Raw genomic sequence first — 26,439 nt, forward strand, 5'->3', positions numbered from 1 at the left:
GAAAAATGAATACAATAAAGATAGGTGCCTACTGCTGTAAGTAGGTTTTTTCTTGTTTTTATAAATAGTGTATTGGTAGAAGACTAGGAGTGGACGAGTATGCAGAAAGAAACAGTTATTATAATCGGAGGCGGTCCGTGCGGATTAGCGGCTGCAATTTCGTTGCAAAAGGTTGGGATAAATCCGTTAGTAATTGAAAAAGGAAACATTGTAAATGCCATTTATAATTATCCAACTCATCAAACATTTTTCTCTTCGAGTGAAAAATTAGAAATTGGTGATGTAGCTTTTATTACAGAAAATCGTAAGCCAGTTCGAAATCAAGCGCTTGCGTATTATCGTGAAGTAGTAAAACGTAAATCTGTACGTGTAAATGCTTTTGAGCGAGTGGAGAAAGTTCAAAAAGATGGAGAAGTTTTTCAGGTTGAGACGACAAAGCGTGACGGAAGTAAAGAAATATATATAGCGAAATATATTGTTGTAGCAACTGGATATTATGATAATCCAAATTATATGAATGTTCCAGGTGAGGAATTGAAGAAAGTAGCTCACTATTTTAAAGAGGGGCATCCTTATTTTGATCGAGATGTAGTAGTTATAGGTGGGAAAAACTCGAGTGTAGATGCCGCGTTAGAACTTGTTAAATCTGGTGCACGTGTAACGGTACTGTATCGTGGAAGTGAGTATTCACCAAGCATAAAGCCTTGGATTTTGCCGGAATTTGAGGCGTTAGTACGAAATGGTACAATTCAAATGCATTTTGGGGCTCATGTGAAAGAAATTACTGAGCATACATTAACGTTTACAGTTGATGGTGAAGCTTTTACAATCAAAAACAATTTTGTATTTGCGATGACTGGTTATCATCCTGATCATAGCTTCTTAACGAAGATGGGTGTTCAGATTGATGAAGAAACAGGACGTCCAATTTATACAGAGGATAGAATGGAAACGAATGCTGAAAATATTTTCATTGCAGGTGTCATTGCTGCTGGAAATAATGCAAATGAAATATTTATCGAGAACGGTAGATTTCATGGAGATGCGATTGCGCAAACCATTGCATTAAGAGAAAAATAAAAAGGAGCTGTCGGGAAAACCTCGACAGCTTCTTTTTATTCGTGCATAAACATATTTTGAATGGATTCATGAGAATTTGTATTCTCTAATGCAACAAGCAATTTAATGCGTGCTTTTTGTGCATTTAAGCCGTATGTGAATACAATGCCCATATCTTTTAAGTGTTTACCGCCACCTTCATACGAATATACGTCTTGAACGATACCGTTGAAACAGCGAGAAACTAATACGACAGGAATACCTTTATGTAATAATCTTTCTAGGCTAGGTAGTGTTCTCGGAGGGAGATTACCTTGTCCAAGAGCTTCGATAACAATGCCGTCTACAGGAAGATTTTCGATTGCTGCTAATAATGTATCATCCATGCCAGCATATGCTTTTAGAACAACTACATTTTTAGACACTTTGTTTATCGTATATGTTTCGTGATGTACTAAAGCGTGATGGAAGACAACGCCGCGTTTTGTTACCATTCCAATTGGTCCGTATTGTGGGCTTTGGAATGTTGCGACATTACTTGTATGTGTTTTCGTTACATTTGTAGCGCAATGAATTTCGTCATTTAATACGACTAAAACACCTTTTTCTGCAGCTTCATCACAACTAGCAACTTTTACAGCTGATAAGAAGTTATATAGACCATCAGCACCTAACTCATTGCTAGAGCGCATTGCACCTGTCACTACGATCGGAATAGTTGCTTGTACTGTTAAATCTAAGAAATAAGCTGTTTCTTCTAATGTATCCGTGCCATGCGTAATGACTACGCCATGAATGTTGTCTTGTTTTACTCTTTCATCAATGATGACTTGTAATTGTAACATTTCGCTCGGTGTCATATGAGGAGATGGTAGATGGAACACATCTTCAACGATTAAATCAACATCGCCTTCTAAATCAGGAATGAATTTTAAAAGAGGATTTTTTTCACCTGGTTGTACGACCCCAGTTTCTTTATCTTCCTCCATTGCAATTGTTCCACCTGTGTGTAAAACTAGGATTCTTTTCAATGCTTATACCCCTTTCAAGTAAAAAAATACATTTAGAACATAACATGTTTTGAGTAAATTCGACAATGGAAATGTATAAAAGTATGCCTCGAAAATGACAATAAAATTAACCGCTATATGTACGATGTATAAAATCACGAAACGAAATGGGCAAATATAGTATAGGAGGGAGGGATTGCGGTGAAAAAGATGGAGAGAATTTTTATTCGTATATTAATAATACAATTCATTTGTCTTTCTGTTGTGCAATTGTTATTTATACATAAGTCATCAGTGAAATATTTATCTGAAATTGTTTATTATGAGGGTGTCATGGTAAAAAACAAAATGGAAATCTTGCAGGTGAATAGGTAGTTTTCATTTTCTTCTATGAAGGATTATGCTACAATAATTGAGGATTTAATGACGTGAAGCAAATGAGAAGAAGCAGGGTGAACACCTGCTTTTCGTTTTGTTTTATAAGTGAAAAAATGAGGTGTTACGATGGATAAACGAATTTCAATTGCTATAGATGGTCCAGCAGCTGCTGGGAAAAGTACAGTGGCAAAAGTTGTTGCGAAGGAACTTTCTTACGTTTATATTGATACAGGCGCAATGTACCGTACGCTTACATATGCAGCCCTTGAACAAAAAGTAGACATTGAAAATGAAGAGCAGTTAATGGAAGTTGTAAAGAATGTAAATATTGAGTTTCAGCAAGGAGACAATACACAGCTTGTATTTTTAAATAGACAAGATGTTTCTGAAGTAATTCGTACACCTGATGTGACGAATCGAGTATCTATTGTAGCGAAACATCGCCTTGTTCGTGAAGAAATGGTACGTCGTCAGCAAGAGTTAGCGAAAAAAGGCGGCGTTGTAATGGACGGCCGTGATATTGGTACACATGTATTACCGGATGCTGAAGTGAAAATCTTTATGCTTGCTTCTGTTGAAGAAAGAGCGGAAAGAAGACATTTAGAAAATTTAAATAAAGGTTTCGATTCTAATTTAGAGCAGTTAAAAGAAGAAATTGCTCAGCGTGATAAATTAGATTCAGAACGCGAAGTTTCTCCACTAAAAAAGGCTGATGATGCATTGGAATTAGATACGACTTCTTTATCAATTGAAGAAGTTGTCCAAAAAATTATGAGCATTGTTTCTGGAGTGTTTGCGAAATAAAGAAAGGGGATAATCCTCTTTCTTTTTTTGTTTAAATAGAAATGTAAAGGATACGTGAATTGTGAGTCTCTTTCCTTGACAAATGAGCTGATTTGTAAGAAGTTAGTTAAAGAGGAATAAAACTGTCAGAATATATTCGCTATTATATTTCAAAACATACTTTTTTCAAGCTAGTTTTGCTGTATACTATTTATATAGGTTTAATATATTTTCTTGTGAATGGTATTGAAAAAGAGTATGTGATGAGAAATTCTTAAACGTGCAAATGAAAACTTTGTTTTCATTTCGTATATACATAAAAAATGCTTTGTCAATTCTGTAGGGAGGTATTTCCATGGTAGAGAAAATGAATGAAGAAGTTATGGATTCAAAAGAATTACAAGTTGGTGACGTTGTTACAGGTTCTGTAACGAAGGTTGAAGAGAAACAAGTGCTTGTAAATGTTGGATACAAAACAGATGGCGTAATTCCAATTAGTGAATTAGCTAACGTTCATATTGAAAAAGCAAGCGATGTTGTAGAATTAGATCAAACACTAGAGTTGAAAATTATTAAATTAGAAGAAGATGATCTTGTCTTATCTAAACGTGCTGTTGATGCAGAAAAAGCATGGGTAGAACTACAAGAGAAATTTACTTCTGGTCATGTATTTGATGTTACTGTAAAAGATATTGTGAATGGCGGATTAGTTGTGGACCTTGGTGTTCGCGGTTTTATTCCAGCTTCACTTGTAGAAGTACATTATGTAGAAGACTTTACTGACTATAAAGGTAAAACATTAGCGGTGAAAATTGTTGAATTAGACCGTGAAAAAAATCGTGTAATCCTTTCGCATAAAGCGGTAGTAGAATTAGAACTAGATTCTAAGAAAAAAGAAGCAATTTCTTCATTAAAAGAAGGGGACGTTGTTGAAGGAACAGTGCAACGATTAACTGACTTTGGCGCATTCGTTAACGTTGGTGGAGTGGACGGCTTAGTTCACATTTCACAAATTTCACACGAACGTGTAGAGCAACCTTCTGAAGTGTTGGAGCAAGGTCAAAAAGTTAAGGTAAAGGTGTTATCTGTTGATGCTGATACACAACGTATTTCTTTATCAATTAAAGCAGCTCAACCAGGACCTTGGGAAAACGTTGCTGGCGAAATAAAAGCTGGAGATATTCGTGAGGGAGTAATAAAACGCCTTGTTACATTTGGTGCATTCGTTGAGATTTTACCTGGCGTTGAAGGACTTGTACACGTATCTCAAATTGCAAATCGTCACGTGAAAAATCCGAATGAAGTAGTGGAAATGGGACAAGAAGTAAAAGTGAAAGTACTTGAAGTTCACGTAGCAGAGAAACGTATTTCTTTAAGTATAAAAGAAGCGCTTGAGGAAAATAATGTAACTGAAGATTATAGTCAGTATGAGCCAAATGCTGATTCTGCTACTTTCCAATTAAGTGATATTATTGGTGAACAACTGAAAAAATTAAAGAAATAATGAGGGGTACAAGTGGTAAGGGCAAAACGTAAATTAGATCATATTGAATATGCTCTTTCTACTGGTCAGTCTCGTACGCATGGCTTTCATGATATTGATTTTGTGCATCAAAGCTTGCCAAATTCAAATTATGACACAATAACATGTGAAACAAAAATCGGCGAACTTTCACTAAGTTCGCCGATTTTTATCAATGCGATGACTGGTGGTGGAGGAGAGAAAACGTTACATATTAATGAGCAATTAGCATATGTAGCGAAACATCATAACCTTGCTATGGCTGTAGGTTCGCAAATGGCGGCGTTAAAAGATGAAAGTGAAGTTGCTTCTTATAAGGTGATTAGAAAGGTAAACCCAAATGGTATTTTCTTTGCTAATTTAGGTAGTGAGGCAACTATCGAGCAGGCAGAGCGCGCCGTTGATATGATTGAAGCGAATGCATTGCAAATTCATTTAAATGTCATACAAGAGTTAACGATGCCAGAAGGAGACCGTGATTTTACTGGAGTACTTCAGCGCATTGAGAAAATTGTTTTAAATAGTAAAGTTCCTATCATTGTAAAAGAAGTTGGATTTGGGATGAGTAAGGAAACGATGCAACAGTTAGCGAACGTAGGTGTAACAGCCATTGATATTGGTGGGCAAGGTGGTACGAATTTTGCTGCTGTTGAAAATGAAAGAAGACAGCGAATGCTTTCTTATTTTAATAACTGGGGCATACAAACAGCGACCTCGATTATTGAAGCAACCTCTACAAATAATAACCTCTCTTTTATTGCATCTGGGGGTATACAAACAGCTCTTGACGTAGCGAAAGCAATCGCATTAGGGGCGAATACAACTGCGTTTGCTGGTTACTTTTTACGTATTTTAATGCAAGATGGTATCGAGAAGTTAGTGGATGAAATTGAGCTTCTACATACAGATTTGAAATTTATTATGACAGCTCTTGGTGCGAAGACGATAGAAGAGTTGCAATCTGTACCTCTTGTTGTAAAGGGTGAAACATATCATTGGTTAATGCAACGTGGTATTGATACTGCGCATTATAGTAGGAGATAAAAAATCAACCGTTCGGTTGATTTTTTTGTTCTATTCTTTTTCGTAATATAAAGTGGAGAATGGAACTAGTATTATATGAAAATATCATTTCATGAAAATTACAATTGAAAAAGGGTTGAAAATGTAGATGGTGTGTTGTCGAATTACTGGAGAGAACTTAATTTTTAATGGGAATAGGTGAAGGTAAAAAGAAGTAGTGGAAGGATATAGTGCGCAAAATATTATTTTGATATAAATTTAAAACATTAAAATGATTATGTAAAAGACGGTTTCGTACAATATCGAAACCGTCTTTTTGTATTAATTAGTGCTGGTTTTGTTTTCGAGCCTGTTCTGGTGTATCAAGTCCAGTCGCACCTGGATATTGTAGTGATTGATCACGATCGGATTCAACGCGGCGTGATTCTCGTAGTTTTCGTTCTTGGCGATCTTTACCCATAATGAATAACACCTCCTTGTTAAAAGTGTTGCTGTTATAAGAAAAAACTATGCGTAAATAAAGTGGATTAACTTTCATAAAAAGTTCCCATAATGGAAAACATAGGAGGTGAAGTTGATGGATGGAAGTACTTTTTATTTTGTAGCTTGGATAGGGTGGGTCATCGCAACCTTTTTTATGAAAAAGGACCCTATTCGGTGGAAGTTAGGCGCTTGTATACTGATTTTTATAATTTGCTCTCCGTTACATGTAACGATTGCCTCATTCGTGGTATCGGTAAATGCTCTTCTACTTTGTATTATTTCTTTTATAGGGATCACGCTATATTCTGTCTGGAGAAAATTGTATAGCTTACTTTCGGCACTTATTATCGCAATGTTATATACAAGTTTTCATCTGTTAGAAATATATGATCCGATTTGGATTGTGGTGGATAGAGTGTTTCTGCTAAGTAGTGCTCTTGTGTATGCATCGGTGTTATTGCATGGGGATCGCGTATTACGATTATGTTCCCTATATGTAGGAATGTTACAAGGAGAGTTGCTAGTGACATTTATTTTTAGGAAATTGAATTTTCCATATGATTACGGTAGTTTAGCATTTTTTGATATCGTCGCCGTTTCTACATTATTCATGGCAGTATTGTTTTTGATTGCAAAAGCATCAGTATACAGGGAACAGTTTAAGAGAAAAACAAGTAAAAGAAAGGCGAGGGTAATACATGACTGAATATACACCAGCCATTTTATGCGGCGTAATAGCAGGGACAGTTACAAGGGTGCTAATGCTGCGGACGGATACGCGGCAATATCCGACGAGGCTGCATGGGAAAATCATTCATATTGCAATGGGTTTAATTGCAGCTGCTTTAGGAGCGATTGCAATCCCGTCTATTTTGAAAAAAGATTTTTCTGCCATTACATTTCTTACGTTAGCAGCGACACAATTTCGTGATGTACGTAATATGGAAAGAAATACGCTTCAACAATTAGATGGGTATGAGCTCGTACCGCGTGGAAATACATACATTGAAGGAATTGCATTGGTTTTTGAAAGTCGCAACTATTTGGCAATGTTAACGTCGTTTGCAACGACGTTTGCGTATATAGGGTTCCGTTCATGGATTGCAGGAGTAATTATGGCTATAATTGCATTTTTTATCGCGAAAAAATTAATGTCTGGTAAAAGGCTGCATGATCTTGTTGAAATTGAGCACGTTCCGCTTCGTTTTGAAGGAGCAGGGCTTTATATTGACAATATTTACATTATGAATATTGGATTGCCAGCAAGACAAGAAGAAATTATGAAATATGGTATGGGTTTTATTTTAAAGCCGAAATCAATTGATGCGATGGTTACAATCTCAAATTTAGGGCAACGACAAGCTATTTTACACGATGTTTCAGTAGCGTTAGGGATTTATAGAGATTCTGGTACACCAGCGCTTGTACCGTTAGCAAAGCGTGATTTAGAGGATGGCAGGGTTGGGATTTTTGTCCTGCCGCAAGATCAAGATGCAGAGAAAGCGATAGGTGTCATAGGAAATGTACCAACGTTAGAAAGTGCTGTCCATATGTCATCGGAAGCCCCGAAAGGAAGGGGAGATAAGAGATGATGTTAGAAAGTGTTATTCTGGCAGTTATAACAACGACTCCAGAAAAATTTGCAGGTGGTGCTCCTTTATTCGTTTGCGAATCGACAGAGGAACTAGAATTTGTTGCAAATAATTTAGAGGCAATTTTAGATGGTATTGCACATCGCTTACAAGAGAATGTATATATTATTGTGAAACATTAGCAACGTGTGTTATAATGTGAGGTGTTTTGATACGTTGAGAAATATTCTGGAATGCAAATCCCTTCTTGCACAAAGAAGGGTTTTTTACATAATAAACAGAAGCAAATTGAAAGGATGAAAGTATATGCCGAAACCAGTAATAGCGATAGTAGGTCGCCCGAACGTAGGGAAATCTACTATTTTCAATAGAATTGTTGGAGAAAGAGTTTCAATCGTAGAAGATATTCCAGGTGTAACGCGTGATCGTATTTATAGCGCTGGAGAATGGTTAAATCATGAATTTAACATTATTGATACGGGCGGAATTGATATTGGAGACGAGCCGTTTTTGACACAAATTCGTCAACAAGCTGAAGTAGCAATTGATGAAGCGGATGTTATCATTTTTATGACAAACGGTCGTGACGGTGTAACAGCAGCTGATGAAGAAGTTGCAAAAATTTTATATCGTTCAAATAAACCGGTTGTACTTGCGGTAAATAAAGTGGACAATCCGGAAATGCGCAGTGACATTTATGACTTTTATGCATTAGGATTTGGCGAACCATTCCCAATTTCAGGTACACACGGATTAGGATTAGGTGACTTACTAGACGAAGCTGCACAACATTTCCCAAAGATTGAAGAAGACGGATATGATGAAGACACAATTCGTTTCTCTTTAATTGGACGTCCAAATGTAGGGAAATCATCACTTGTAAATGCTCTTCTTGGTCAAGAGCGTGTAATTGTTAGTAATGTAGCAGGAACAACTCGTGATGCTGTCGATACACCATATAGTAAAGATGGAAAAGATTATGTAATTATTGATACAGCTGGTATGCGTAAAAAAGGAAAAGTGTATGAAAGTACAGAAAAATATAGTGTACTTCGTGCTCTAAGAGCGATTGAACGTTCTGACGTTGTTTTAGTTGTTTTAGATGGTGAAGAAGGAATTATTGAGCAAGATAAAAAAATCGCTGGATATGCTCATGATTCAGGGCGAGCTGTTGTTATCGTTGTAAATAAATGGGATGCAGTGAAAAAAGACGAGAAAACAATGAAAGCATTTGAAGAAAATATCCGTGCTCATTTCCAATTCTTAGAATACGCACCAATTGTTTTCTTATCTGCAAAAACGAGAAAACGTACACAAACATTAATACCGGTTATCGATGAGGTAAATGAAAGTCATAGTATCCGTATTCAAACGAACGTATTAAACGATGTAATTATGGATGCGGTAGCGATGAATCCGACACCAACTCATAATGGTAGCCGTCTGAAAATTTTCTATGCAACACAAGTTGCGGTAAAACCACCAACATTTGTTGTGTTTGTAAACGATCCAGAATTATTGCACTTCTCATATGAGCGTTTCTTAAAGAATCGCTTACGTGAATCATTTGGCTTCGTAGGAACGCCGATTCACATTATCGCTAGAGCAAGAGACTAATGGAGAGGATGTGATTTTATGACAAAAATCACAGTAGTAGGAGCAGGTAGCTGGGGAACAGCGTTAGCGATGGTATTAGCTGACAATGGACATGATGTACGTATTTGGGGGAATCGCCCAGAACTTATGGATGAAATTAATACGAAACATGAGAATAGTCGATATCTCCCAGGCATTACATTGCCAAGCACAATCGTAGCCTACTCTTCTTTAGAAGAAGCATTAGTAGATGTAAATACAGTACTGCTAGTAGTACCAACGAAAGCGTACAGAGATGTATTACAAGAGATGAAAGAAATTGTTACTGAACCAATTACTTGGATTCATGCGAGCAAAGGAATTGAACCTGGTACGTCAAAACGTATTTCGGAAGTGATTGAGGAAGAAATTCCAGAGCACTTAATTAAAGATGTTGTTGTACTGTCTGGACCGAGTCATGCTGAAGAAGTCGGTTTACGACAAGCGACAACAGTTACGTCTGCAGCAAAGCGTATGGAAGCGGCTGAGGAAGTACAAGATTTATTTATGAATAGTTATTTCCGTGTATACACAAATCCAGATATCGTTGGAGTTGAACTTGGTGGTGCGTTAAAAAATATTATCGCATTAGCTGCTGGTATAACTGATGGTCTTGGATTAGGTGATAATGCAAAAGCAGCATTGATGACACGTGGTTTAACAGAGATTGCTCGTTTAGGAAGAAAGATGGGCGGGAATCCGTTAACGTTTGCTGGTCTAACTGGTATGGGAGACTTAATTGTAACTTGTACAAGTGTTCATAGCCGAAATTGGCGAGCTGGAAATATGCTTGGAAAAGGACACTCTTTAGAAGAAGTGTTAGAAAGTATGGGTATGGTCGTGGAAGGTGTAAGAACAACGAAAGCTGCTCATGAATTGGCAGAGAAAATGGAAGTTGAAATGCCGATTACAGCTGCTTTATATGACGTGCTGTTCAATGGGAATAACGTAAAAGATGCGGTAGGCTCATTGATGGGACGTGTTCGAAAACATGAAGTGGAAGCTATACCTGATTTACTGTAAAGAAAAGCGCCAGAAGTACATTTGTACTTCTGGCGCTTTTTTTATTTTTTGGGTCTTTTCACCATTTTTTCATTTTTGCATAGGATGAAGAGTAACTTGAGGAGAGGGTGAAAAGAATGGATAATAACATTTTTAATAATATTGAGAAGGAAGCGAAAGTAAATAAAGAGGATATTTTTAAATTAGCATCATCCGTGCAAAATGCGAATTTACGTGATGAAACTGTACTTCGTCAATTAATTCATCAAGTGGCTCTTATGGCGGGACGTGAAGTGCCGAAAGAGCAAGAGGATCAAATTGTAAAAGCGATTATTAATAATAATATGCCAACAGATTTTGGCTCGTTAAGCAAGATGTTTAAAAAATAAATTATGAGAAACAAAGAGTTTGTAGATTGCATATGATAGCCATGAAAGAATGGGAATAGAGCTGTTTTTGGGCATATTTGGTCAACCGAAGCGAGAGATACAATCGCTTCGGCTTTATTTTTGCCTAGATTGGTGAGAAATGCTGAAAAAACCTATTGATTAAAGTTACATATTCGCAATTTGTAGTAAAATGTTCTTTTTGTATTTGTTTAAAGATTTTAATTTGTTAAAATAGTATAAAAATAGATTAATAAAAAGGGGTGTGTATATGTCAGAAGGGCTTATGAAAATGTGGTTGGCTTTAGGGGCAATTGGATTTATGTTTTTTGCAGTAAGTTTTATTTTATTAAGTAGACATAAAATAAAGAATAAATTTTTGAAAGGGATTACAGCGTTAGTAGCCTACACCCTTATGATTGTGTCAGGAATTGTTATTTTTCTTGTTGTATTTAGTGGACCTGTACAGCAGTAAATGGAATGGTCTCGAAAATACTATATACGGAGCAAGTTATATTAGTATGAAAAGGTGATGCTAGTGAAAAAAGTCTATATTATTTTAATATTTTGTTGTATGAGCCTTTTAACGGGGTGTCTGTATCCGAAAGAAAATATAAAGCAAAATGCGGTTCCTTATGAAGATCAACTACAGGTTGTTCAAAAAGCTGTTGTGACATTTAAGGAGCAAAATGATGGGATATTGCCAATTAAGACGAGGGATATGAGTACACCTATTTATCAAAAGTATCCAATCGATTTTCAACAGATTGCCCCGCGTTACATACAAGAAGCGCCAGGGAATGCGTATGAAAGTGGAGGAGTATATCAATACGTATTAATAGACGTTGAAACAAATCCAACAGTAAAGTTAATTGATGTTAGGATGGCTGAACAAATTCAGGAACTCTCTTTAAAGCTTAGGATGTATCGTGATGAACATCAATATCCACCTTTTAAAAAAGTAATTTCAGATGGTGTATATGAATTGGATTTCAAAAAACTAGGATATAAAGATGTACCACAAGTGACAAGTCCATATTCTGGTAAAGGACTTCCTTTTGTAATTAATGAAAAAGGAGAAGTTTTTGTTGATTATAGAATTGACTTATATGACGCTTTGAAAAAAAATGAAGGGCAGTTTACAGAGGGAGAAGATATTCGAAATATACTTTTGAAAGCTTCCCCGTTTGTACCAGCTTATTCTTTACCGTACACAGTAAAGGACGGAGAACCAATTTTTTTAAAATGATAAGTCATGAACCTTTCTTTTAGTGAATAAGTTCTAGAAGAAAGGTTTTTTATGTTATACAACTTACGATGCAAACAAAAGATATTTTTTAATAGTCATATGAAATTGGACAAAATTATATGATATATTGTCCGAACTTCTAGAATACCATTATATTATATCAGATATTATAGGCAACGTTAGAGAAGGTATTAGTTGACTATAAACGCGGAATTATTCCCAAAAATTTTGAGGGAGGGAATCACTTGGAAAAGGTAGATATTTTTAAAGATATTGCAGAACGAACAGGCGGTGATATTTATTTTGGAGTTGTAGGAGCTGTTCGAACAGGGAAATCAACATTCATTAAAAAATTTATGGAACTTGTAGTTATTCCAAATATTGAGAATGAGTCTGACCGTCAAAGAGCGCAGGATGAATTGCCTCAAAGTGCTGCTGGTCGTACAATTATGACGACGGAACCGAAGTTTGTTCCAAACCAAGCGGTTTCTATCGAAGTAGATGAAGGACTTGAAGTGAATATTCGATTAGTAGATTGTGTTGGATATACGGTTCCTGGAGCGAAGGGCTATGAAGATGAGAATGGCCCGCGCATGATTAATACCCCTTGGTATGAAGAACCTATTCCATTCCATGAAGCTGCAGAAATTGGCACGCGTAAAGTAATTCAAGAACATTCAACAATTGGTGTTGTAATTACAACAGATGGAACAATTGGTGAAATTCCAAGAAGAGATTATATAGAGGCAGAAGAACGCGTTGTAAATGAGTTGAAAGAAGTAGGAAAACCTTTCATTATGATAATTAATACGGTACAGCCGTATCATCCAGATACAGAGCAATTACGCCAAAGTTTATCAGAAGAATATGATATCCCGGTTATTGCAATGAGTGTGGAGAGTTTAAGAGAAACAGATGTATATAATGTACTTCGTGAAGCGTTATTTGAATTCCCTGTATTAGAAGTGAATGTGAACCTTCCAAGCTGGGTAATGGTGCTAAATGAAGGGCATTGGTTGCGTCAAAGTTATCAAGAAGCAGTTCAAGAAACTGTGAAGGATATAAAACGTCTTCGTGATGTGGATCGCGTTGTTTGGCAGTTTAGTCAATATGAATTTATTGATCGAGCGAGCCTAGCTGGCATTGATATGGGGCAAGGTGTGGCGGAGATTGATTTATATGCGCCAGATGAATTATATGATCAGATTTTAAAAGAAGTAGTAGGAGTAGAAATTCGAGGGAAAGATCATTTATTAAAGCTTATGCTCGATTTATCTCATGCGAAAATAGAGTACGATCAAGTGGCGGATGCACTGCGTATGGTTAAGCAAACAGGATATGGTGTAGCAGCGCCTGCATTAGCGGATATGAGCTTAGATGAGCCAGAAATTATTCGTCACGGTTCAAGGTTTGGTGTGAAGTTAAAAGCGGTAGCGCCATCTATTCATATGATTAAAGTAGATGTAGAGTCAACGTTTGAGCCGATTATAGGTACTGAAAAGCAAAGTGAAGAATTAGTTCGTTATTTAATGCAAGATTTTGAAGATGACCCGTTATCAATTTGGAATTCTGATATATTTGGACGTTCACTTAGCTCGATTGTTCGAGAAGGAATTCAGGCAAAATTATCTTTAATGCCAGAAAATGCTAGATATAAATTAAAAGAAACGCTAGAAAGAATTATTAATGAAGGATCTGGCGGATTAATTGCGATTATACTATAATAAAAAATCCCTCTCATTGTAGAGGGATTTTTTATTTTTTTTGATTGTAAAATAGAAAAATAAACAGTCATTATCTAATACATTGTTGTAAATTGTCAAGTTTCATCAGATTTTCACATTTTCAGAGTAACAATTTCCTTAAAAATATTGAATTATAAAGGAGAATCGTATAATATAGGCGTTGATAATGATTTATCTACATCTTTGTAGTATAGAATTTGCAAAAATTGCCTACAAATGAAAGTAAGACTCATTTTATGATCATTATACAGTCTTATCTTTGGGAGGAGGTGAATGGCATGAACAAGACAGATTTAATCAATGCTGTTGCAGAAGCAAGTTCCCTTTCTAAAAAGGACGCAACAAAAGCAGTAGACGCTGTTTTTGATTCTATCTTAGAAGCTTTAAAACAAGGTGATAAAGTACAACTGATCGGATTCGGTAACTTCGAAGTTCGTGAGCGTGCGGCTCGTAAAGGTCGTAACCCACAAACAGGTGAGGAGATTGAAATCGCTGCAAGTAAAGTACCTGCATTCAAACCTGGTAAAGCGTTAAAAGATGCGGTTAAATAATCCTTACATATTAACAGGGAAGAAGAGTTTCCTTTTTGGGAACTCTTCTTTTTGCTTTTAAAAACATAAATATGCTAGAATGTGTTCGTATCACTTTTAGGTTTTCGGGAGGGCTAGCGGATGGCAAAAGTTAATTTAGAACAAATTGAACATGCAGTACGCCTTATTTTAGAGGCGATTGGGGATGACCCAAATCGTGAGGGAGTACTTGATACACCAAAGCGTGTTGCAAAAATGTACGCAGAAGTGTTCTCAGGTATGCATGAAGATCCGAAAGAGCATTTGCATAAAGTATTCGGAGAAGATCACGAAGAGCTTGTACTAGTAAAAGATATACCATTTTATTCGATGTGTGAGCATCATTTAGTTCCATTCTATGGAGTTGCTCACGTTGCATATATTCCGCAAGGTGGAAAGGTGACAGGGTTAAGTAAATTAGCTCGTACTGTAGATACAATTGCACGTCGTCCACAACTGCAAGAACGTATTACATCAACAGTAGCGAACTCTATTATGGAAGTACTAGAGCCTCATGGTGTAATGGTAGTAGTAGAAGCAGAACATATGTGTATGACGATGCGTGGTGTGAAAAAACCAGGTGCGAAAACAGTAACGACAGCAGTACGTGGTGTGCTTGAAAATGATGCTGCAGCACGCAGTGAAATTTTATCGTTTATTAAAACGAAGTAAAGAAAAGCGGGAAACTGCTTTTCTTTTTTTTTTTAGTAAATAAATGATATAGTTTTAACTAGACAGAGTGAGATTAGAAAGATTGCTTACATGAATGGTAGGTGTAGCCAAGTTTTGGTTATAGAAAATAGAGTGTATGTGTTATAATAAGTTTTATGAATTAGAAAACAAGGGTGATTTTTTGTGTGTGACATCTACGGAGGGTATGCGGGTATAAAAGAAAAATTGATGGAGAAATTACGCCATCCTTATTTTATAAACTATATTGAAGAACCATTTATTGATGAAGAAAAGATAGCATTGTTATATGGTGCTTTAAAGAGTGCAAACTTACATATAGAACAAATTGAGCATTACGTAGTAACAATTATGCTTGTACAAATTGCGCTTGATACACATGAAAGGGTATCAAATAAAGTAGGCGAGGAAGAAATTGAATCGCATAAATGTCGTCAATTAACAGTACTTGCAGGCGATTACTATAGTGGACTATATTATTATTTATTGTCTATGAACCGTGATATTGTTTTAATTCGTGCACTTGCTGAAGGAATTAAAGAGATAAATGAACACAAAATTATGTTATACCAAAAAGCGCATGAAACGATGAATGACATAATGAAAAGCATAGTAACGATTGAGTCTGCACTCCTTCAAAAAACATGTGATCATTTTCATTTATCACATTGGAAGCCATTTATCACATACGTATTAGGTGGAAATCGCCTTCAAAAAGAAATTCAATTGTATGCTGATAAACAACATTCACCTGTTTTTCAAGCTATGCAAGATGCTTTAGGGGATAAAGCAGAAGTAGTGATTAATGGTTGGATGAAGGACTTGAGAAAGAAAGAAAAACAATTTTTAGAAAATCACACAGATATAAATAAAATAAATTCTGTGTTAAGGAATAAATAGAAGACATAAGCAATTTTACATTGGAAGAAGGTACGAGCATGCAACAATCAAAAGAAGAAAGAGTACATGACGTATTTGAAAAGATTTCTGATAAATACGATGTGATGAATTCTGTAATTAGTTTTCAAAGACATAAAGCGTGGCGTAAAGAAACGATGCGAATTATGGATGTACAACCAGGCAGTCAAGCGCTTGATGTATGCTGTGGAACCGCGGATTGGACAATTGCGCTAGCTGGAGCCGTAGGTGAACAAGGAAAGGTTGTTGGCTTAGACTTCAGTGAAAATATGTTATCTGTCGGTAAGCAAAAGGTAGAGGCGTTACAATTAAAACAAGTAGAACTTCTACATGGGAATGCAATGGAACTTCCGTTTGAAGATAATACGTTTGATTATGTGACGATTGGGTTTGGTTTACGTAACGTGCCGGATTATATGCACGTATTAAAAGAAATGACGCGTGTAGTAAAACCAGGTGGAAAAGTAATCTGTTTAGAAACATCTCAACCAACAATGATTGGTTTTCGACAAGGGTATATTTTATACTTTAAATATATCATGCCGTTATTTGGAAAGATGTTTGCGAAAAGTTATAAAGAATATTCATGGCTTCAAGAATCTGCTAGTACGTTCCCAGGAATGAAAGAATTGGCTCAAATGTTTGAGCAAGCTGGACTTGAACGTGTGCAAGTGAAACCATTTACTTTTGGGGTAGCAGCGATGCATTTAGGTATTAAACCAGAATCAAAATAGAAAAAAGAAGTTTTAGGTTAAGGTGAACAATATGAAGTTACAACTTATGTACTCTTTTTTACGATCGGATATTAATGTGATAGAAAAAGAATTAAAAAAGACAGTCGCTTCTGAACAGCCATTAGTAGAAGAGGCAGCATTACAGCTTATTGAAGCTGGTGGGAAACGAATTCGTCCTGTATTTGTGTTGCTTGCAGGGAAATTTGGAGATTATAAGTTAGATGCGATTAAGCATGTTGCTGTTGCGTTAGAACTTATTCATATGGCTTCTCTTGTTCACGATGATGTTATTGATGCAGCATTTTTACGACGCGGCAGTGCGACTGTGAATGCGAAATGGGGAGATCGTATTGCGATGTATACAGGGGACTATCTGTTCGCTAAGTCTCTTGAATGTATAACAAATATCGAAATTCCAGAGGCGCATCAAGCGTTATCACATACTATTTTAGAAGTCTGTAAAGGTGAAATTGAACAAATTAAAGATAAATACAATTATGACCAAAATTTAAGAACGTATTTAAGAAGAATAAAGCGAAAAACAGCATTATTAATTGCCGCGAGTTGTCAATTGGGAGCGATTGCTGCTGGTGCTAATCGTGATACGGTAAATCGTCTATTTTGGTATGGGTATTTTGTAGGGATGTCTTATCAAATTATTGATGACATTTTAGACTTCGTTTCCACAGAAGAGAAACTTGGAAAACCTGCTGGCGGAGATTTACTACAAGGGAATATTACACTTCCTGCTTTATATGCGATGGAAGATCCAGTACTTCGTCAGAAAATCACATCTGTACATGAAAATTCAACAGCAAGTGAAATGCAAGAAATTATTGATGCTGTAAAAAATAGTACAGCAATTGATCAAGCATTTGCGTTTAGTGAACGTTATTTACATAAAGCTTTAGAAATAATAAAACCACTTCCACGTGGAAAAGCAAAGTACGCATTACAAAATGTTGCAAAGTATATTGGAAAACGAAAATTTTAATGTTTATTCTAAAAAATAAAATAATCTCTCTATTTCAAAACTATTGCACAATTGTGATAAGGGTGATAATATGTGTGTGGGGATATACAATTACATACATAATTCAGAAGTGGAGAGATTTTTTATGGAAAAAACATTTCTAATGGTAAAACCAGACGGTGTACAACGTGCCTTCATTGGGGAAATTGTAGCTCGTTTTGAGAAAAAAGGCTTTCAATTAGTTGGTGCAAAATTAATGCAAGTCACTCCGGAAATTGCTGGACAACACTACGCTGAGCATAAGGAAAAACCTTTCTTTGGTGAGTTAGTAGAGTTTATTACATCTGGACCTGTATTCGCAATGGTATGGCAAGGTGAAGGTGTAGTAGATACAGCGCGTAACATGATGGGGAAAACAAGACCACATGAAGCAGCTCCTGGAACAATTCGTGGAGATTTCGGTGTAACTGTTGCGAAAAACATTATCCATGGTTCTGATTCTTTAGAAAGCGCAGAGCGTGAGATTGCTATTTTCTTTAAAGAAGAAGAATTAGTTGACTACTCAAAATTAATGAATGAATGGATTTACTAATTATTTTGAAATAATTTGTAAACGCTTTAATCACTGTGATAATAGTAAAAAGTGCAAGGAGAATAGGGGTATTCTTCTTGCACTTTTTTTATTTTCAGTTAGTTACGAAGTTTGAGCTGTTATGATATGTTGATATTTAAATTAGGCCTATCGGAAATATAGAATAAGAAAATGGTCGATTTATGATATAATTTCTTTAATATTTTTAGAATGATAAAAGTTAATATAGTGAGATAAATACATATACGAAAAGAGGAATAACGTATGCGATATATTACAGCTGGTGAATCTCATGGTCCACAACTTACAACGATTATAGAAGGTGTTCCGGCAGGATTGTCTTTAGTAGCAGATGATATAAACGAAGAGTTAGCTAGAAGGCAAAAGGGATATGGGCGCGGTAGACGCATGCAAATTGAAACGGATCAAGTGCAAATTTTAAGTGGTGTTAGACATGGAGAAACATTAGGTTCCCCTATTGCACTTGTTGTTGAAAATCGTGATTTTGCACACTGGACAAAAATTATGGGGGCGGAGCCTTTAACTGAGCAAGAAGAAAAAGAGATGAAAAGGAAAGTGACAAAACCAAGGCCTGGGCATGCTGATTTAAATGGTGCGATTAAATATGGTCATAGAGATATGAGGAATGTACTGGAACGCTCGTCAGCGCGCGAAACGACGGTACGTGTTGCTGCTGGTGCGGTTGCTAAAAAGGTGTTAGCAGAACTTGGTATTAAAGTGGCGGGCCATGTAATTGAAATTGGCGGTGTACAAGCTAAGGAGATTACGTATAGTTCAATTGAAGAATTAAAGAGTATTACAGAAGCATCTTCTGTACGTTGCTTAGATGAAGAAGCTGGTAACCAAATGATGAAAGCGATTGATGATGCGAAAGCAAATGGTGATTCAATTGGTGGAATCGTTGAAGTAATTGTGGAAGGGATGCCAATTGGAGTAGGTAGCTACGTGCATTATGATCGAAAACTGGATGCGAAATTAGCAGCTGCAATTATGAGTATTAATGCTTTTAAAGGTGTCGAGATTGGAATTGGTTTTGAAGCAGCGCATAGACCAGGAAGTGAAGTTCATGATGAAATTCTGTGGGATGAGGAGCATGGATATACACGAAGAACAAATAATGCAGGTGGACTAGAAGGCGGTATGACGACTGGAATGCCAATTGTTGTGCGCGGTGTGATGAAACCGATACCTACACTTTATAAACCTCTTCAAAGTGTAGATATTGATACGAAAGAGCCTTTTACAGCGAGTATTGAACGTTCAGATAGTTGTGCAGTGCCAGCAGCTAGTGTCGTTGCAGAAGCGGTTGTGGCTTGGGAATTAGCGACAGCTTTAATAGAACAATTCGGATTAGATCGTATGGAACTAATTCGTGAAAATATTGAGAAACATAATGAATATGCGAGGGGATTTTAATGGGAAACATACATATTCAAACGAAATCAAAAGAATATGATGTACATGTTGGTAAAGAAGCGTTGTCAAACTTAACAATGATCGTTCAAAATATGCAGCCAGCGGTATCTAACGTAATGATCATTTCAGATGAAGCTGTTGCATCACTACATTTACAGACAGTTATCGATGCATTACAAGTAGAGCAGCACGTGTTTTCGTTTGTTGTACCAAGTGGCGAAAAAGAGAAGTCTTTCGAAAATTTCTATGCGGCTCATACGTCAGCTCTTGAAAATAAATTAGATAGAAATTCTTTAATTCTTGCACTTGGAGGCGGAATGATTGGAGATTTAGCTGGTTTTGTTGCTGCATCGTTTATGCGTGGTATTCGCTTTGTGCAGGTTCCGACAACTTTATTAGCGCACGATAGCGCAGTGGGTGGGAAAGTAGCGATTAACCATCCGTTAGGTAAAAATATGATTGGTGCATTCCATCAGCCAGAAGCAGTTGTATATCATACACCGTTTTTACAGTCTCTTCCTGAAAAAGAGTGGCGTTCAGGTTATGCAGAGGTGATAAAGCATGCTCTTATCGGTGATGTGGAGCTATACCATTGGTTAAAAGAAGAAGTGCAAACATTAGCGGATCTTCATGATGAGAAGTTAATCCATATATTAACGAAGGCGATTCCTGTAAAGGCAAATGTTGTGTCACAAGATGAAACAGAGAAGGGTATACGTGCTCATTTGAACTTTGGACATACGTTAGGACATGCTCTTGAAAAAGAGCTAGGGTATGGAAATATTACTCACGGTGACGGTGTAGCGGTTGGAATGTTATTCGCCATATTTTTAAGTGAGCAAGTGTACAAGGTTGATCTTGCTTATGAAGATATGAAGCAGTGGTTCTTGAAATACGGCTATCCAAAAATGCCAAGAGATTTGAATGTAGAGCGCCTCGTTCAATTGATGAAACAAGATAAGAAAGCAAATGCAGGAGCAATTCATATGGTGCTTATGCAGGAATATGGGGTAGTGAATGTCGTATCTATTTCAGATGAGACTGTTCATATTGCGTTAGAGGCATTTCAAAAAGATATGGTTTAAAATGATAGCGAAGTGCTGTGAAGTGCTCATTTAGAGGTATTCTCGTAATAGTGACGGTTATGACAAAAGATTACAGTAAGGGGCTATAACCGTATTGTAATCAAATTGAATGAAATGACTGGGGGAAGAAAAATGAGAGTGAAAGAGCAATTGTTAACTTTGAGAGCGTATGTGCCTGGGAAAAACATTGAAGAAGTAAAAAGGGAATATGGTTTATCAAAAATTGTGAAATTAGCATCCAACGAAAATCCATTCGGTTGTTCAGCACGTGTGACAGAAGCATTAACTTCTTTAGCGAGCCAATATGCCCTTTATCCAGATGGATATGCCTTTGAACTTCGGACAAAAGTAGCGGAACATTTAGGTGTAAAAGCAGAACAACTACTATTTGGTAGTGGATTAGATGAAGTCATTCAAATGATTAGCCGAGCGTTACTACATGAAGGAACAAACGTTGTAATGGCGAATCCTACGTTTTCACAATATCATCACCATGCTGTTATTGAAGGAGCAGAAGTTCGTGAAGTATCACTTAAAGATGGTATTCACGATTTAGATGCAATGCTAGAGCAAGTAGATGAGAAAACGAAAATTGTATGGATTTGTAATCCGAATAATCCAACAGGTACATATGTTGAGAAACAAAAATTACTTTCATTTTTAGAATCAGTTCCTAAGTCGGCTCTCGTTATTATGGACGAAGCATATTATGAATACGCGGAAGCAGAAGATTATCCGCAAACATTACCACTTCTTGAAAAGTATGAAAATCTTATGGTTTTACGCACGTTTTCAAAAGCATATGGTTTAGCTGCTTTTCGTATTGGATATGTGATTGGGGATGCGAAGTTAATCGGACAGTTAGAAGTAGCTAGGTTACCATTCAATACGTCAACTGTAGCTCAATCTGTAGCACTCGCTGCATTAGAAGATCAAGCCTTTTTACAAGATTGTGTGCAAAAGAATGCTGAAGGTTTAAATCAGTATTATGCATTTTGTAAAGAATATAACGTATTCTATTATCCATCTCAAACAAATTTCATTTTCTTAAAACTTGGTATACCGGGTAATGAAGCTTTCGAACGATTAATGAAAAAAGGATATATCGTTCGTTCTGGTGCTGCATTTGGTATCGATGATGGTATTCGTATTACTGTCGGTTTGAAGGAAGAAAATGATGAAATTATAGAGTTGCTGAAAGAGCTTGTAAATGAGCAAGTACAGAAAGAAGAAACATATTCTTAAGAGATTGTGAAGGCTCCTAGTATAGGAGCCTTTTTTATCGCATTAAAAATAAAGGTTGAAGACTGCTAATTAAGTTGTTCTGTAAACCATAGTTTGTATGGCTCGATAATTAGTGAGAGAAGTTATTTGCACGGTCATAAAAGAAAGCGGTACAATAGAAGATGAGGATAAGGTATCGGTGTCATATTCGAACCGTTTGAACAATTACCTACTCTGTAAGAAGAAGTATAAGAAGATGCATGCTCATTCTAAAGGTTGCGTTCTAACAGTGAGTTGCTTATGATAAAGTGAAACTTTAATCAGTGGGGGGATGTTTATCCCCCGCTGATTATTAGTTGAACCAATCGGGCTTTTACGGGCAGTTGATCCCCCAACTAACTTCTTTGCCTTAGCTGAATTTTGAGGTGGGGGTCTTACTGCCCGTTAATAGCGGGGTAAATGAACAGAAGAGAATATTTTTTAGAATTAAAGGAGACGTTTATGCAAAAGTTTGAACAAGCTGTTTCATATATTGAAAATGGTGAAGCGGAAAAAGGATTACAATTATTAAAAGAACAATTAAAAATTGCGAATGATGAAGAGAAGTATGATATCGCTCGTTACTATCATACGCTTGGATTTACAGATGAGGCATTAGCAATTACTGAAGACTTACGTTTACTGTATCCAGAAGAAAGTGAATTCACTGTATTTTTAGCAGAATTATATATTGATCTAGATAAAGAAGATGAAGCGATTGAAGTGCTTCATGATATTCCAGAAAATGACGATTTATATGTTCAATCGTTATTACTTGTTGCAGATTTATTCCAAATGCAAGGTTTTGATGATGTAGCAGAGCAAAAACTATTAAAGGCGAAAGAAATGATGCCTGATGAACCTGTTATTACGTTTGGGTTAGCAGAATTATATAGTAGTAAAGGTGAAGAACAAAAGGCAATTACTTATTATGAATCGCTATTAGCGGAACATAAAGTAATGGGTGGTGTTGTGATTGCACTTCGCCTCGCAGAAACGTTAAGCGCGATCGGAAACTGGGAAGAAGCGATTTCTTATTATGAAGCAGGCCTAGAGGAACAAAAAGATATTCACTCATTATTTGGATATGCCTTTACATTATACCAAGGTGAAGAATATCAGAGAGCAATTGGTGCTTGGCAAGAACTAAAAGAATTAGACCCTGAGTACGCATCACTGTACATGTATTTAGCGAAAAGCTATGAAAAAGAAGGAATGCTTCAAGAAAGCTATGAAACGCTTCATGAAGGAATTAAAGTAGATGAGCTTTCAGTTCCATTTTATGTAGAGTTAGCGAACATTGCGGCGAAATTAGGAAAAATAGTAGAAGCAGAGGAAGTTCTTCAAAAAGCGCTTGAGTTAGATCCAGGGCATTTAGGTGCAACATTAAAATATGCATATATCTTAAAAGAACAAGAAAAGTACGAAGAGTTAATTGCAATTGTAGAGCGTGCTATTGATAGTGGAGAACCAGATACACAACTACTTTGGGATCTTGCGTATGCAAAAAAACAATTAGAAATGTATTCGGATGCATTAAAACACTATGAAAGTGCATATACTTCTTTTAAGAATCATCCAGACTTCTTAGAAGAGTACGGTTATTTCTTATTGGAAGAAGGAAAACGAAAAGAGGCGAAAGAAGTATTTACCCAGTTATTACAACTAGACCCGACACAAATTCATATTGAAGAGTTGTTATATAATTTAGAGGATTTTTCATAAGTTGGAAGGAAACTGAATGCCGCTTCTTGAATCTAAAAAGAAAAGAGAAAGACAGAGGAGGGACTTAATTGCTATGAATACCCCTGTTTCTGTAAACGAGAAGAAGGATTTTGTAAAATGGTTTTTGAATAATTACCAACTGAAACAGCGTGAATGTGTATGGATTCTGAATTATTTAATGAGTCACGACCAATTGATGCATAAAGTCCACTTCGTAGAGCATGCAAAATATTGTCCGCGTGGCTTAGTAATGTCAGCGAATTGTGTGAAAGACACACCGTTTCACTTTTTTAAACAAAATGTTATGACAACAGATGCTGAAAAATCGTTTCATGATATTCGTTTAAATCGAGATGAGGATATTTATATTCAACTCAACTTTAAATCATCGTTTCAAAATGCGAATTATGTAGCTGTATTAGAAGAAAATCCATATCTACCAAAGCATATTGAAGTAAATGAAAAAGATCGTTTACTTGCAGAAAGGTTTTTGGAAGAAAGTGTATTTTCGTTTAGGAGAGAACGCCTTTTGAAACAAATTGATGAAGCGTTAGATAAGCAAGATAAGGAAGCGTTTCATAGATTAACGGCAGAGTTAAAGACTTTATAGAATTTATTTGGATTAATTAATTTTTACAAATTTCAGACTTTTATTAAGAAAAACTACCTATATTAGGTAGTTTTTCTTTTTTTACCTCTTTTAGTGTGGTTTAATATATATAAAGTGAAAGTTCTGTCATTTGTAAGTGAAGGAGGGAAGGGATTTGAAGTGGATTGTAAAAGATGTAGAACAGTTTGAGCAAGCAAGAGAGTATGTTGATACAGGAGTAATACCGCTGTTATCAATTTCAGCAGCAAAAGAAATGAAAATGATTGTAGAACAAGGTGAATTTATCGAATTATTGAGCACGGAATTGGAAAGAGAGTATAAAGGAAGAGTGCTTTTACTGCCTGCGTTTACGTATTTGGTAGAAAGTCAAAAGAATGAAAAAGGTCGTTTGCAAGAATGGACAAATCATTTACGAAGTGAAGGTTTTAAGCATATTGCTTATGTTACAAGTGATTTTTCATGGAAAGAGGATATGCAAGAGTTACAGGGAGATTTATTTTGGTTTCCTTCATTAGCGTTAGAACAATTTAGTGATCAAGCAAAAAGAGAAGTTATTCATGCGCATATAAAAAATATAATGGTGATGTTGGAAGAGAAATGGGGAAACTCGCAATAAACAGAAAGTTCTTATTATTATGAGTAGTATGATATTGACCTGTGCATGAGCGTATTATATCATGATAGTGTCCTAGTTTTTATTTTTTATATAATTTATCACGAGGGGACAATTTCTGATAGAGGGGGGAAATTTTCGTGAGCGACAAAGAACATCGCGTGTCAAGAAGACAATTTTTAAATTACACACTCACAGGGGTAGGAGGCTTTATGGCTGCCGGTATTTTAATGCCGATGACGCGATTTGCGCTTGATCCGGTGTTAAGAAAAGAAGCGGGAACAGATATGGTTGCTGTTGCGCAAGTAAAGGATATTACAACAGAGCCGAAGCGTTTCGATTTTAAAGTGAAGCAGGTTGATGGTTGGTACAAGTCTGAAGAACCAAAATCGGCTTGGGTTCATAAAGATGAAAGCGGAGACATTGTTGCGTTCTCTCCAGTATGTAAACATTTAGGATGTACAGTTAACTGGAATTCGGACAAAGCACATCCGAATCAATTCTTTTGCCCATGTCACGGGGGGCGTTATACAAAAGATGGGATTAACATTAAAGGTACGCCACCCCTTGCTCCGCTTGATGTGTACGAGTCTAAAGTGAAAGATGGAACGCTGTATCTAGGAAAAGCGAAGCCAAGAGGGGGTGCAAAGTAGATGTTAAATAAAATTTATGATTGGGTGGATGAAAGATTGGATATTACACCAATATGGCGTGATATCGCTGATCATGAAGTACCTGAACATGTAAACCCGGCACATCACTTTTCTGCATTCGTCTATTGCTTTGGAGGACTTACCTTTTTCGTTACTGTAATTCAAATTTTATCTGGAATGTTTTTGACGATGTATTATGTGCCTGATATTAAAAATGCTTGGGAATCAGTTTACTATTTACAAAATGAAGTTGCTTATGGGCAAATTGTTCGTGGTATGCACCACTGGGGTGCTAGTCTCGTAATTGTAATGATGTTTTTACATACACTCAGAGTTTTCTTCCAAGGTGCGTATAAAAAGCCCCGTGAGTTAAACTGGATTGTTGGTGTTCTTATTTTCTTTGTTATGTTAGGTCTTGGTTTTACCGGATATTTATTGCCGTGGGATATGAAAGCTTTATTTGCTACAAAAGTAGGGATTCAAATTGCAGAGCAAACACCGCTCATTGGTCCTTATATTAAAACATTACTCGCTGGTCATTCCGAAATTGTTGGCGCTCAAACATTAACTCGCTTCTTTGCTATTCACGTCTTCTTCTTACCAGCAGCACTTCTAGGTTTAATGGCCTTCCACTTCATCATGATTCGCAAACAAGGTATTTCCGGTCCACTATAAGAGATTGCTAAATTAAAGGGGAAAGAACTAAAGGA

The 26,439-nt window shown here is 36.4% G+C and carries 30 protein-coding genes; 28 read left to right on the plus strand and 2 right to left on the minus strand.

Features of this window, described 5'->3' with window-relative positions:
• The first annotated feature begins 99 nt into the window (after window positions 1-99).
• The gene (locus BAQ53_RS07260; RefSeq protein WP_001168513.1) at window positions 100-1,080 is read left to right on the plus strand and encodes a YpdA family putative bacillithiol disulfide reductase; all 981 of its coding nucleotides are present in this window, start codon (window positions 100-102) and stop codon (window positions 1,078-1,080) included.
• Between the two features lie 35 nt (window positions 1,081-1,115).
• Here the strand turns inward: BAQ53_RS07260 and ansA are convergent, their stop codons facing one another.
• Entirely contained in the window at window positions 1,116-2,090 is a 975-nt protein-coding gene (gene ansA, locus BAQ53_RS07265; RefSeq protein WP_208906662.1) for an asparaginase, read from the minus strand.
• A gap of 180 nt (window positions 2,091-2,270) precedes the next feature.
• Here ansA and BAQ53_RS07270 point away from each other — a divergent pair, with 180 nt between their 5' ends.
• The 4 genes from BAQ53_RS07270 (at window position 2,271) to BAQ53_RS07285 (ending at window position 5,796) form a co-directional block, all read left to right on the plus strand.
• A complete protein-coding gene (locus BAQ53_RS07270) occupies window positions 2,271-2,444 on the plus strand; it encodes a YpfB family protein (RefSeq protein ID WP_000738055.1) in 174 nt (57 codons plus the stop codon).
• A 129-nt stretch (window positions 2,445-2,573) separates the two neighbouring features.
• Window positions 2,574-3,251, plus strand: coding sequence for a (d)CMP kinase (gene cmk, locus BAQ53_RS07275; RefSeq protein WP_208906663.1), 678 nt, complete (start codon window positions 2,574-2,576; stop codon window positions 3,249-3,251).
• Window positions 3,252-3,585: 334 nt separating this feature from the next.
• Complete coding sequence (gene rpsA, locus BAQ53_RS07280) at window positions 3,586-4,734, plus strand: 30S ribosomal protein S1 (protein ID WP_208906664.1); 1,149 nt, start codon at window positions 3,586-3,588, stop codon at window positions 4,732-4,734.
• Between the two features lie 12 nt (window positions 4,735-4,746).
• Complete coding sequence (locus tag BAQ53_RS07285) at window positions 4,747-5,796, plus strand: type 2 isopentenyl-diphosphate Delta-isomerase (RefSeq protein WP_000251039.1); 1,050 nt, start codon at window positions 4,747-4,749, stop codon at window positions 5,794-5,796.
• A gap of 304 nt (window positions 5,797-6,100) precedes the next feature.
• On the opposite strand, the gene BAQ53_RS07290 is transcribed toward BAQ53_RS07285, so the two are convergent.
• Window positions 6,101-6,235 (minus strand): YpzI family protein, encoded by a 135-nt coding sequence (locus tag BAQ53_RS07290; protein WP_000513900.1) that lies wholly within the window; start codon window positions 6,233-6,235, stop codon window positions 6,101-6,103.
• A gap of 117 nt (window positions 6,236-6,352) precedes the next feature.
• Between BAQ53_RS07290 and BAQ53_RS07295 the strand changes: the two genes are divergently transcribed.
• The 23 genes from BAQ53_RS07295 (at window position 6,353) to qcrB (ending at window position 26,404) form a co-directional block, all read left to right on the plus strand.
• A complete protein-coding gene (locus BAQ53_RS07295) occupies window positions 6,353-6,964 on the plus strand; it encodes a YphA family membrane protein (RefSeq protein ID WP_208906665.1) in 612 nt (203 codons plus the stop codon).
• Window positions 6,957-7,850 carry a YIEGIA family protein gene (locus BAQ53_RS07300; protein ID WP_000141596.1) on the plus strand — a complete coding sequence of 298 codons (894 nt, stop codon included), beginning with the start codon at window positions 6,957-6,959 and terminating at the stop codon, window positions 7,848-7,850. The genes BAQ53_RS07295 and BAQ53_RS07300 overlap by 8 nt, the downstream gene beginning before the upstream one ends.
• On the plus strand, window positions 7,847-8,032 hold the full coding sequence (locus BAQ53_RS07305; protein WP_000979059.1) for a capping complex subunit for YIEGIA: 186 nt from the start codon (window positions 7,847-7,849) through the stop codon (window positions 8,030-8,032). Before BAQ53_RS07300 ends, BAQ53_RS07305 begins: the two co-directional genes overlap by 4 nt.
• Window positions 8,033-8,156: 124 nt before the next feature.
• Entirely contained in the window at window positions 8,157-9,467 is a 1,311-nt protein-coding gene (der, locus tag BAQ53_RS07310) for a ribosome biogenesis GTPase Der (protein ID WP_001125893.1), read from the plus strand.
• Between the two features lie 18 nt (window positions 9,468-9,485).
• Window positions 9,486-10,508: an NAD(P)H-dependent glycerol-3-phosphate dehydrogenase gene (locus BAQ53_RS07315; protein ID WP_000161763.1), complete on the plus strand. Its 1,023-nt coding sequence runs from the start codon at window positions 9,486-9,488 to the stop codon at window positions 10,506-10,508.
• Between the two features lie 116 nt (window positions 10,509-10,624).
• Window positions 10,625-10,876, plus strand: coding sequence for a stage VI sporulation protein F (locus tag BAQ53_RS07320; protein WP_000369754.1), 252 nt, complete (start codon window positions 10,625-10,627; stop codon window positions 10,874-10,876).
• A 268-nt stretch (window positions 10,877-11,144) separates the two neighbouring features.
• On the plus strand, window positions 11,145-11,348 hold the full coding sequence (locus BAQ53_RS07325) for a DUF2768 domain-containing protein (RefSeq protein ID WP_001289004.1): 204 nt from the start codon (window positions 11,145-11,147) through the stop codon (window positions 11,346-11,348).
• A 63-nt stretch (window positions 11,349-11,411) separates the two neighbouring features.
• Window positions 11,412-12,122: a YphF family lipoprotein gene (locus BAQ53_RS07330; RefSeq protein WP_000758623.1), complete on the plus strand. Its 711-nt coding sequence runs from the start codon at window positions 11,412-11,414 to the stop codon at window positions 12,120-12,122.
• 245 nt (window positions 12,123-12,367) lie between these two features.
• The gene (gene spoIVA, locus BAQ53_RS07335; protein ID WP_000416519.1) at window positions 12,368-13,846 is read left to right on the plus strand and encodes a stage IV sporulation protein A; all 1,479 of its coding nucleotides are present in this window, start codon (window positions 12,368-12,370) and stop codon (window positions 13,844-13,846) included.
• A 299-nt stretch (window positions 13,847-14,145) separates the two neighbouring features.
• Window positions 14,146-14,418: an HU family DNA-binding protein gene (locus BAQ53_RS07340; RefSeq protein WP_001043860.1), complete on the plus strand. Its 273-nt coding sequence runs from the start codon at window positions 14,146-14,148 to the stop codon at window positions 14,416-14,418.
• 120 nt (window positions 14,419-14,538) lie between these two features.
• Window positions 14,539-15,108, plus strand: a complete 570-nt coding sequence (gene folE, locus BAQ53_RS07345) for a GTP cyclohydrolase I FolE (RefSeq protein ID WP_001151482.1) — start codon at window positions 14,539-14,541, stop codon at window positions 15,106-15,108.
• A 183-nt stretch (window positions 15,109-15,291) separates the two neighbouring features.
• Window positions 15,292-16,026: a heptaprenyl diphosphate synthase component 1 gene (locus BAQ53_RS07350; protein ID WP_000332856.1), complete on the plus strand. Its 735-nt coding sequence runs from the start codon at window positions 15,292-15,294 to the stop codon at window positions 16,024-16,026.
• A 38-nt stretch (window positions 16,027-16,064) separates the two neighbouring features.
• On the plus strand, window positions 16,065-16,778 hold the full coding sequence (gene menG, locus BAQ53_RS07355; protein ID WP_001187674.1) for a 2-heptaprenyl-1,4-naphthoquinone methyltransferase: 714 nt from the start codon (window positions 16,065-16,067) through the stop codon (window positions 16,776-16,778).
• A gap of 31 nt (window positions 16,779-16,809) precedes the next feature.
• Window positions 16,810-17,772 (plus strand): heptaprenyl diphosphate synthase component II, encoded by a 963-nt coding sequence (gene hepT / locus BAQ53_RS07360; protein ID WP_000776077.1) that lies wholly within the window; start codon window positions 16,810-16,812, stop codon window positions 17,770-17,772.
• Between the two features lie 124 nt (window positions 17,773-17,896).
• Window positions 17,897-18,343, plus strand: coding sequence for a nucleoside-diphosphate kinase (ndk, locus tag BAQ53_RS07365; RefSeq protein WP_000415884.1), 447 nt, complete (start codon window positions 17,897-17,899; stop codon window positions 18,341-18,343).
• A gap of 264 nt (window positions 18,344-18,607) precedes the next feature.
• Window positions 18,608-19,780 carry a chorismate synthase gene (aroC, locus tag BAQ53_RS07370; protein ID WP_001269388.1) on the plus strand — a complete coding sequence of 391 codons (1,173 nt, stop codon included), beginning with the start codon at window positions 18,608-18,610 and terminating at the stop codon, window positions 19,778-19,780.
• The gene (gene aroB, locus BAQ53_RS07375) at window positions 19,780-20,865 is read left to right on the plus strand and encodes a 3-dehydroquinate synthase (protein ID WP_000526810.1); all 1,086 of its coding nucleotides are present in this window, start codon (window positions 19,780-19,782) and stop codon (window positions 20,863-20,865) included. Before aroC ends, aroB begins: the two co-directional genes overlap by 1 nt.
• Window positions 20,866-20,997: 132 nt before the next feature.
• Window positions 20,998-22,110: a histidinol-phosphate transaminase gene (gene hisC / locus BAQ53_RS07380; RefSeq protein ID WP_001264025.1), complete on the plus strand. Its 1,113-nt coding sequence runs from the start codon at window positions 20,998-21,000 to the stop codon at window positions 22,108-22,110.
• 480 nt (window positions 22,111-22,590) lie between these two features.
• Window positions 22,591-23,853, plus strand: a complete 1,263-nt coding sequence (locus BAQ53_RS07385; protein WP_001168671.1) for a tetratricopeptide repeat protein — start codon at window positions 22,591-22,593, stop codon at window positions 23,851-23,853.
• 73 nt (window positions 23,854-23,926) lie between these two features.
• Window positions 23,927-24,463 (plus strand): ReoY family proteolytic degradation factor, encoded by a 537-nt coding sequence (locus BAQ53_RS07390; protein ID WP_001095925.1) that lies wholly within the window; start codon window positions 23,927-23,929, stop codon window positions 24,461-24,463.
• Window positions 24,464-24,617: 154 nt separating this feature from the next.
• The gene (locus BAQ53_RS07395; protein WP_000871305.1) at window positions 24,618-25,079 is read left to right on the plus strand and encodes a YpiF family protein; all 462 of its coding nucleotides are present in this window, start codon (window positions 24,618-24,620) and stop codon (window positions 25,077-25,079) included.
• A gap of 137 nt (window positions 25,080-25,216) precedes the next feature.
• Complete coding sequence (gene qcrA, locus BAQ53_RS07400) at window positions 25,217-25,729, plus strand: menaquinol-cytochrome c reductase iron-sulfur subunit (protein WP_001280593.1); 513 nt, start codon at window positions 25,217-25,219, stop codon at window positions 25,727-25,729.
• A complete protein-coding gene (qcrB, locus tag BAQ53_RS07405) occupies window positions 25,730-26,404 on the plus strand; it encodes a menaquinol-cytochrome c reductase cytochrome b subunit (protein ID WP_000932700.1) in 675 nt (224 codons plus the stop codon).
• Window positions 26,405-26,439: the final 35 nt, after the last annotated feature.

The sequence above is a fragment of the Bacillus sp. B25(2016b) genome (genome assembly GCF_001679765.1).
Lineage (GTDB): Bacteria > Bacillota > Bacilli > Bacillales > Bacillaceae_G > Bacillus_A > Bacillus_A thuringiensis_K.

Excerpts from the sequence above, each read along its gene's own strand:
- qcrB (WP_000932700.1), top strand. The coding sequence starts at position 25,730 with ATGTTAAATAAAATTTATGATTGGGTGGATGAAAGATTGGATATTACA.
- BAQ53_RS07340 (WP_001043860.1), top strand. The coding sequence starts at position 14,146 with ATGAACAAGACAGATTTAATCAATGCTGTTGCAGAAGCAAGTTCCCTT.
- folE (WP_001151482.1), top strand. The coding sequence starts at position 14,539 with ATGGCAAAAGTTAATTTAGAACAAATTGAACATGCAGTACGCCTTATT.
- BAQ53_RS07305 (WP_000979059.1), top strand. The coding sequence starts at position 7,847 with ATGATGTTAGAAAGTGTTATTCTGGCAGTTATAACAACGACTCCAGAA.
- der (WP_001125893.1), top strand. The coding sequence starts at position 8,157 with ATGCCGAAACCAGTAATAGCGATAGTAGGTCGCCCGAACGTAGGGAAA.
- rpsA (WP_208906664.1), top strand. The coding sequence starts at position 3,586 with ATGGTAGAGAAAATGAATGAAGAAGTTATGGATTCAAAAGAATTACAA.
- BAQ53_RS07385 (WP_001168671.1), top strand. The coding sequence starts at position 22,591 with ATGCAAAAGTTTGAACAAGCTGTTTCATATATTGAAAATGGTGAAGCG.
- aroB (WP_000526810.1), top strand. The coding sequence starts at position 19,780 with ATGGGAAACATACATATTCAAACGAAATCAAAAGAATATGATGTACAT.
- BAQ53_RS07390 (WP_001095925.1), top strand. The coding sequence starts at position 23,927 with ATGAATACCCCTGTTTCTGTAAACGAGAAGAAGGATTTTGTAAAATGG.
- BAQ53_RS07260 (WP_001168513.1), top strand. The coding sequence starts at position 100 with ATGCAGAAAGAAACAGTTATTATAATCGGAGGCGGTCCGTGCGGATTA.
- menG (WP_001187674.1), top strand. The coding sequence starts at position 16,065 with ATGCAACAATCAAAAGAAGAAAGAGTACATGACGTATTTGAAAAGATT.
- cmk (WP_208906663.1), top strand. The coding sequence starts at position 2,574 with ATGGATAAACGAATTTCAATTGCTATAGATGGTCCAGCAGCTGCTGGG.
- BAQ53_RS07300 (WP_000141596.1), top strand. The coding sequence starts at position 6,957 with ATGACTGAATATACACCAGCCATTTTATGCGGCGTAATAGCAGGGACA.
- BAQ53_RS07315 (WP_000161763.1), top strand. The coding sequence starts at position 9,486 with ATGACAAAAATCACAGTAGTAGGAGCAGGTAGCTGGGGAACAGCGTTA.
- aroC (WP_001269388.1), top strand. The coding sequence starts at position 18,608 with ATGCGATATATTACAGCTGGTGAATCTCATGGTCCACAACTTACAACG.
- BAQ53_RS07290 (WP_000513900.1), bottom strand. The coding sequence starts at position 6,235 with ATGGGTAAAGATCGCCAAGAACGAAAACTACGAGAATCACGCCGCGTT.
- hepT (WP_000776077.1), top strand. The coding sequence starts at position 16,810 with ATGAAGTTACAACTTATGTACTCTTTTTTACGATCGGATATTAATGTG.
- BAQ53_RS07295 (WP_208906665.1), top strand. The coding sequence starts at position 6,353 with ATGGATGGAAGTACTTTTTATTTTGTAGCTTGGATAGGGTGGGTCATC.
- ndk (WP_000415884.1), top strand. The coding sequence starts at position 17,897 with ATGGAAAAAACATTTCTAATGGTAAAACCAGACGGTGTACAACGTGCC.
- BAQ53_RS07320 (WP_000369754.1), top strand. The coding sequence starts at position 10,625 with ATGGATAATAACATTTTTAATAATATTGAGAAGGAAGCGAAAGTAAAT.
- hisC (WP_001264025.1), top strand. The coding sequence starts at position 20,998 with ATGAGAGTGAAAGAGCAATTGTTAACTTTGAGAGCGTATGTGCCTGGG.
- BAQ53_RS07325 (WP_001289004.1), top strand. The coding sequence starts at position 11,145 with ATGTCAGAAGGGCTTATGAAAATGTGGTTGGCTTTAGGGGCAATTGGA.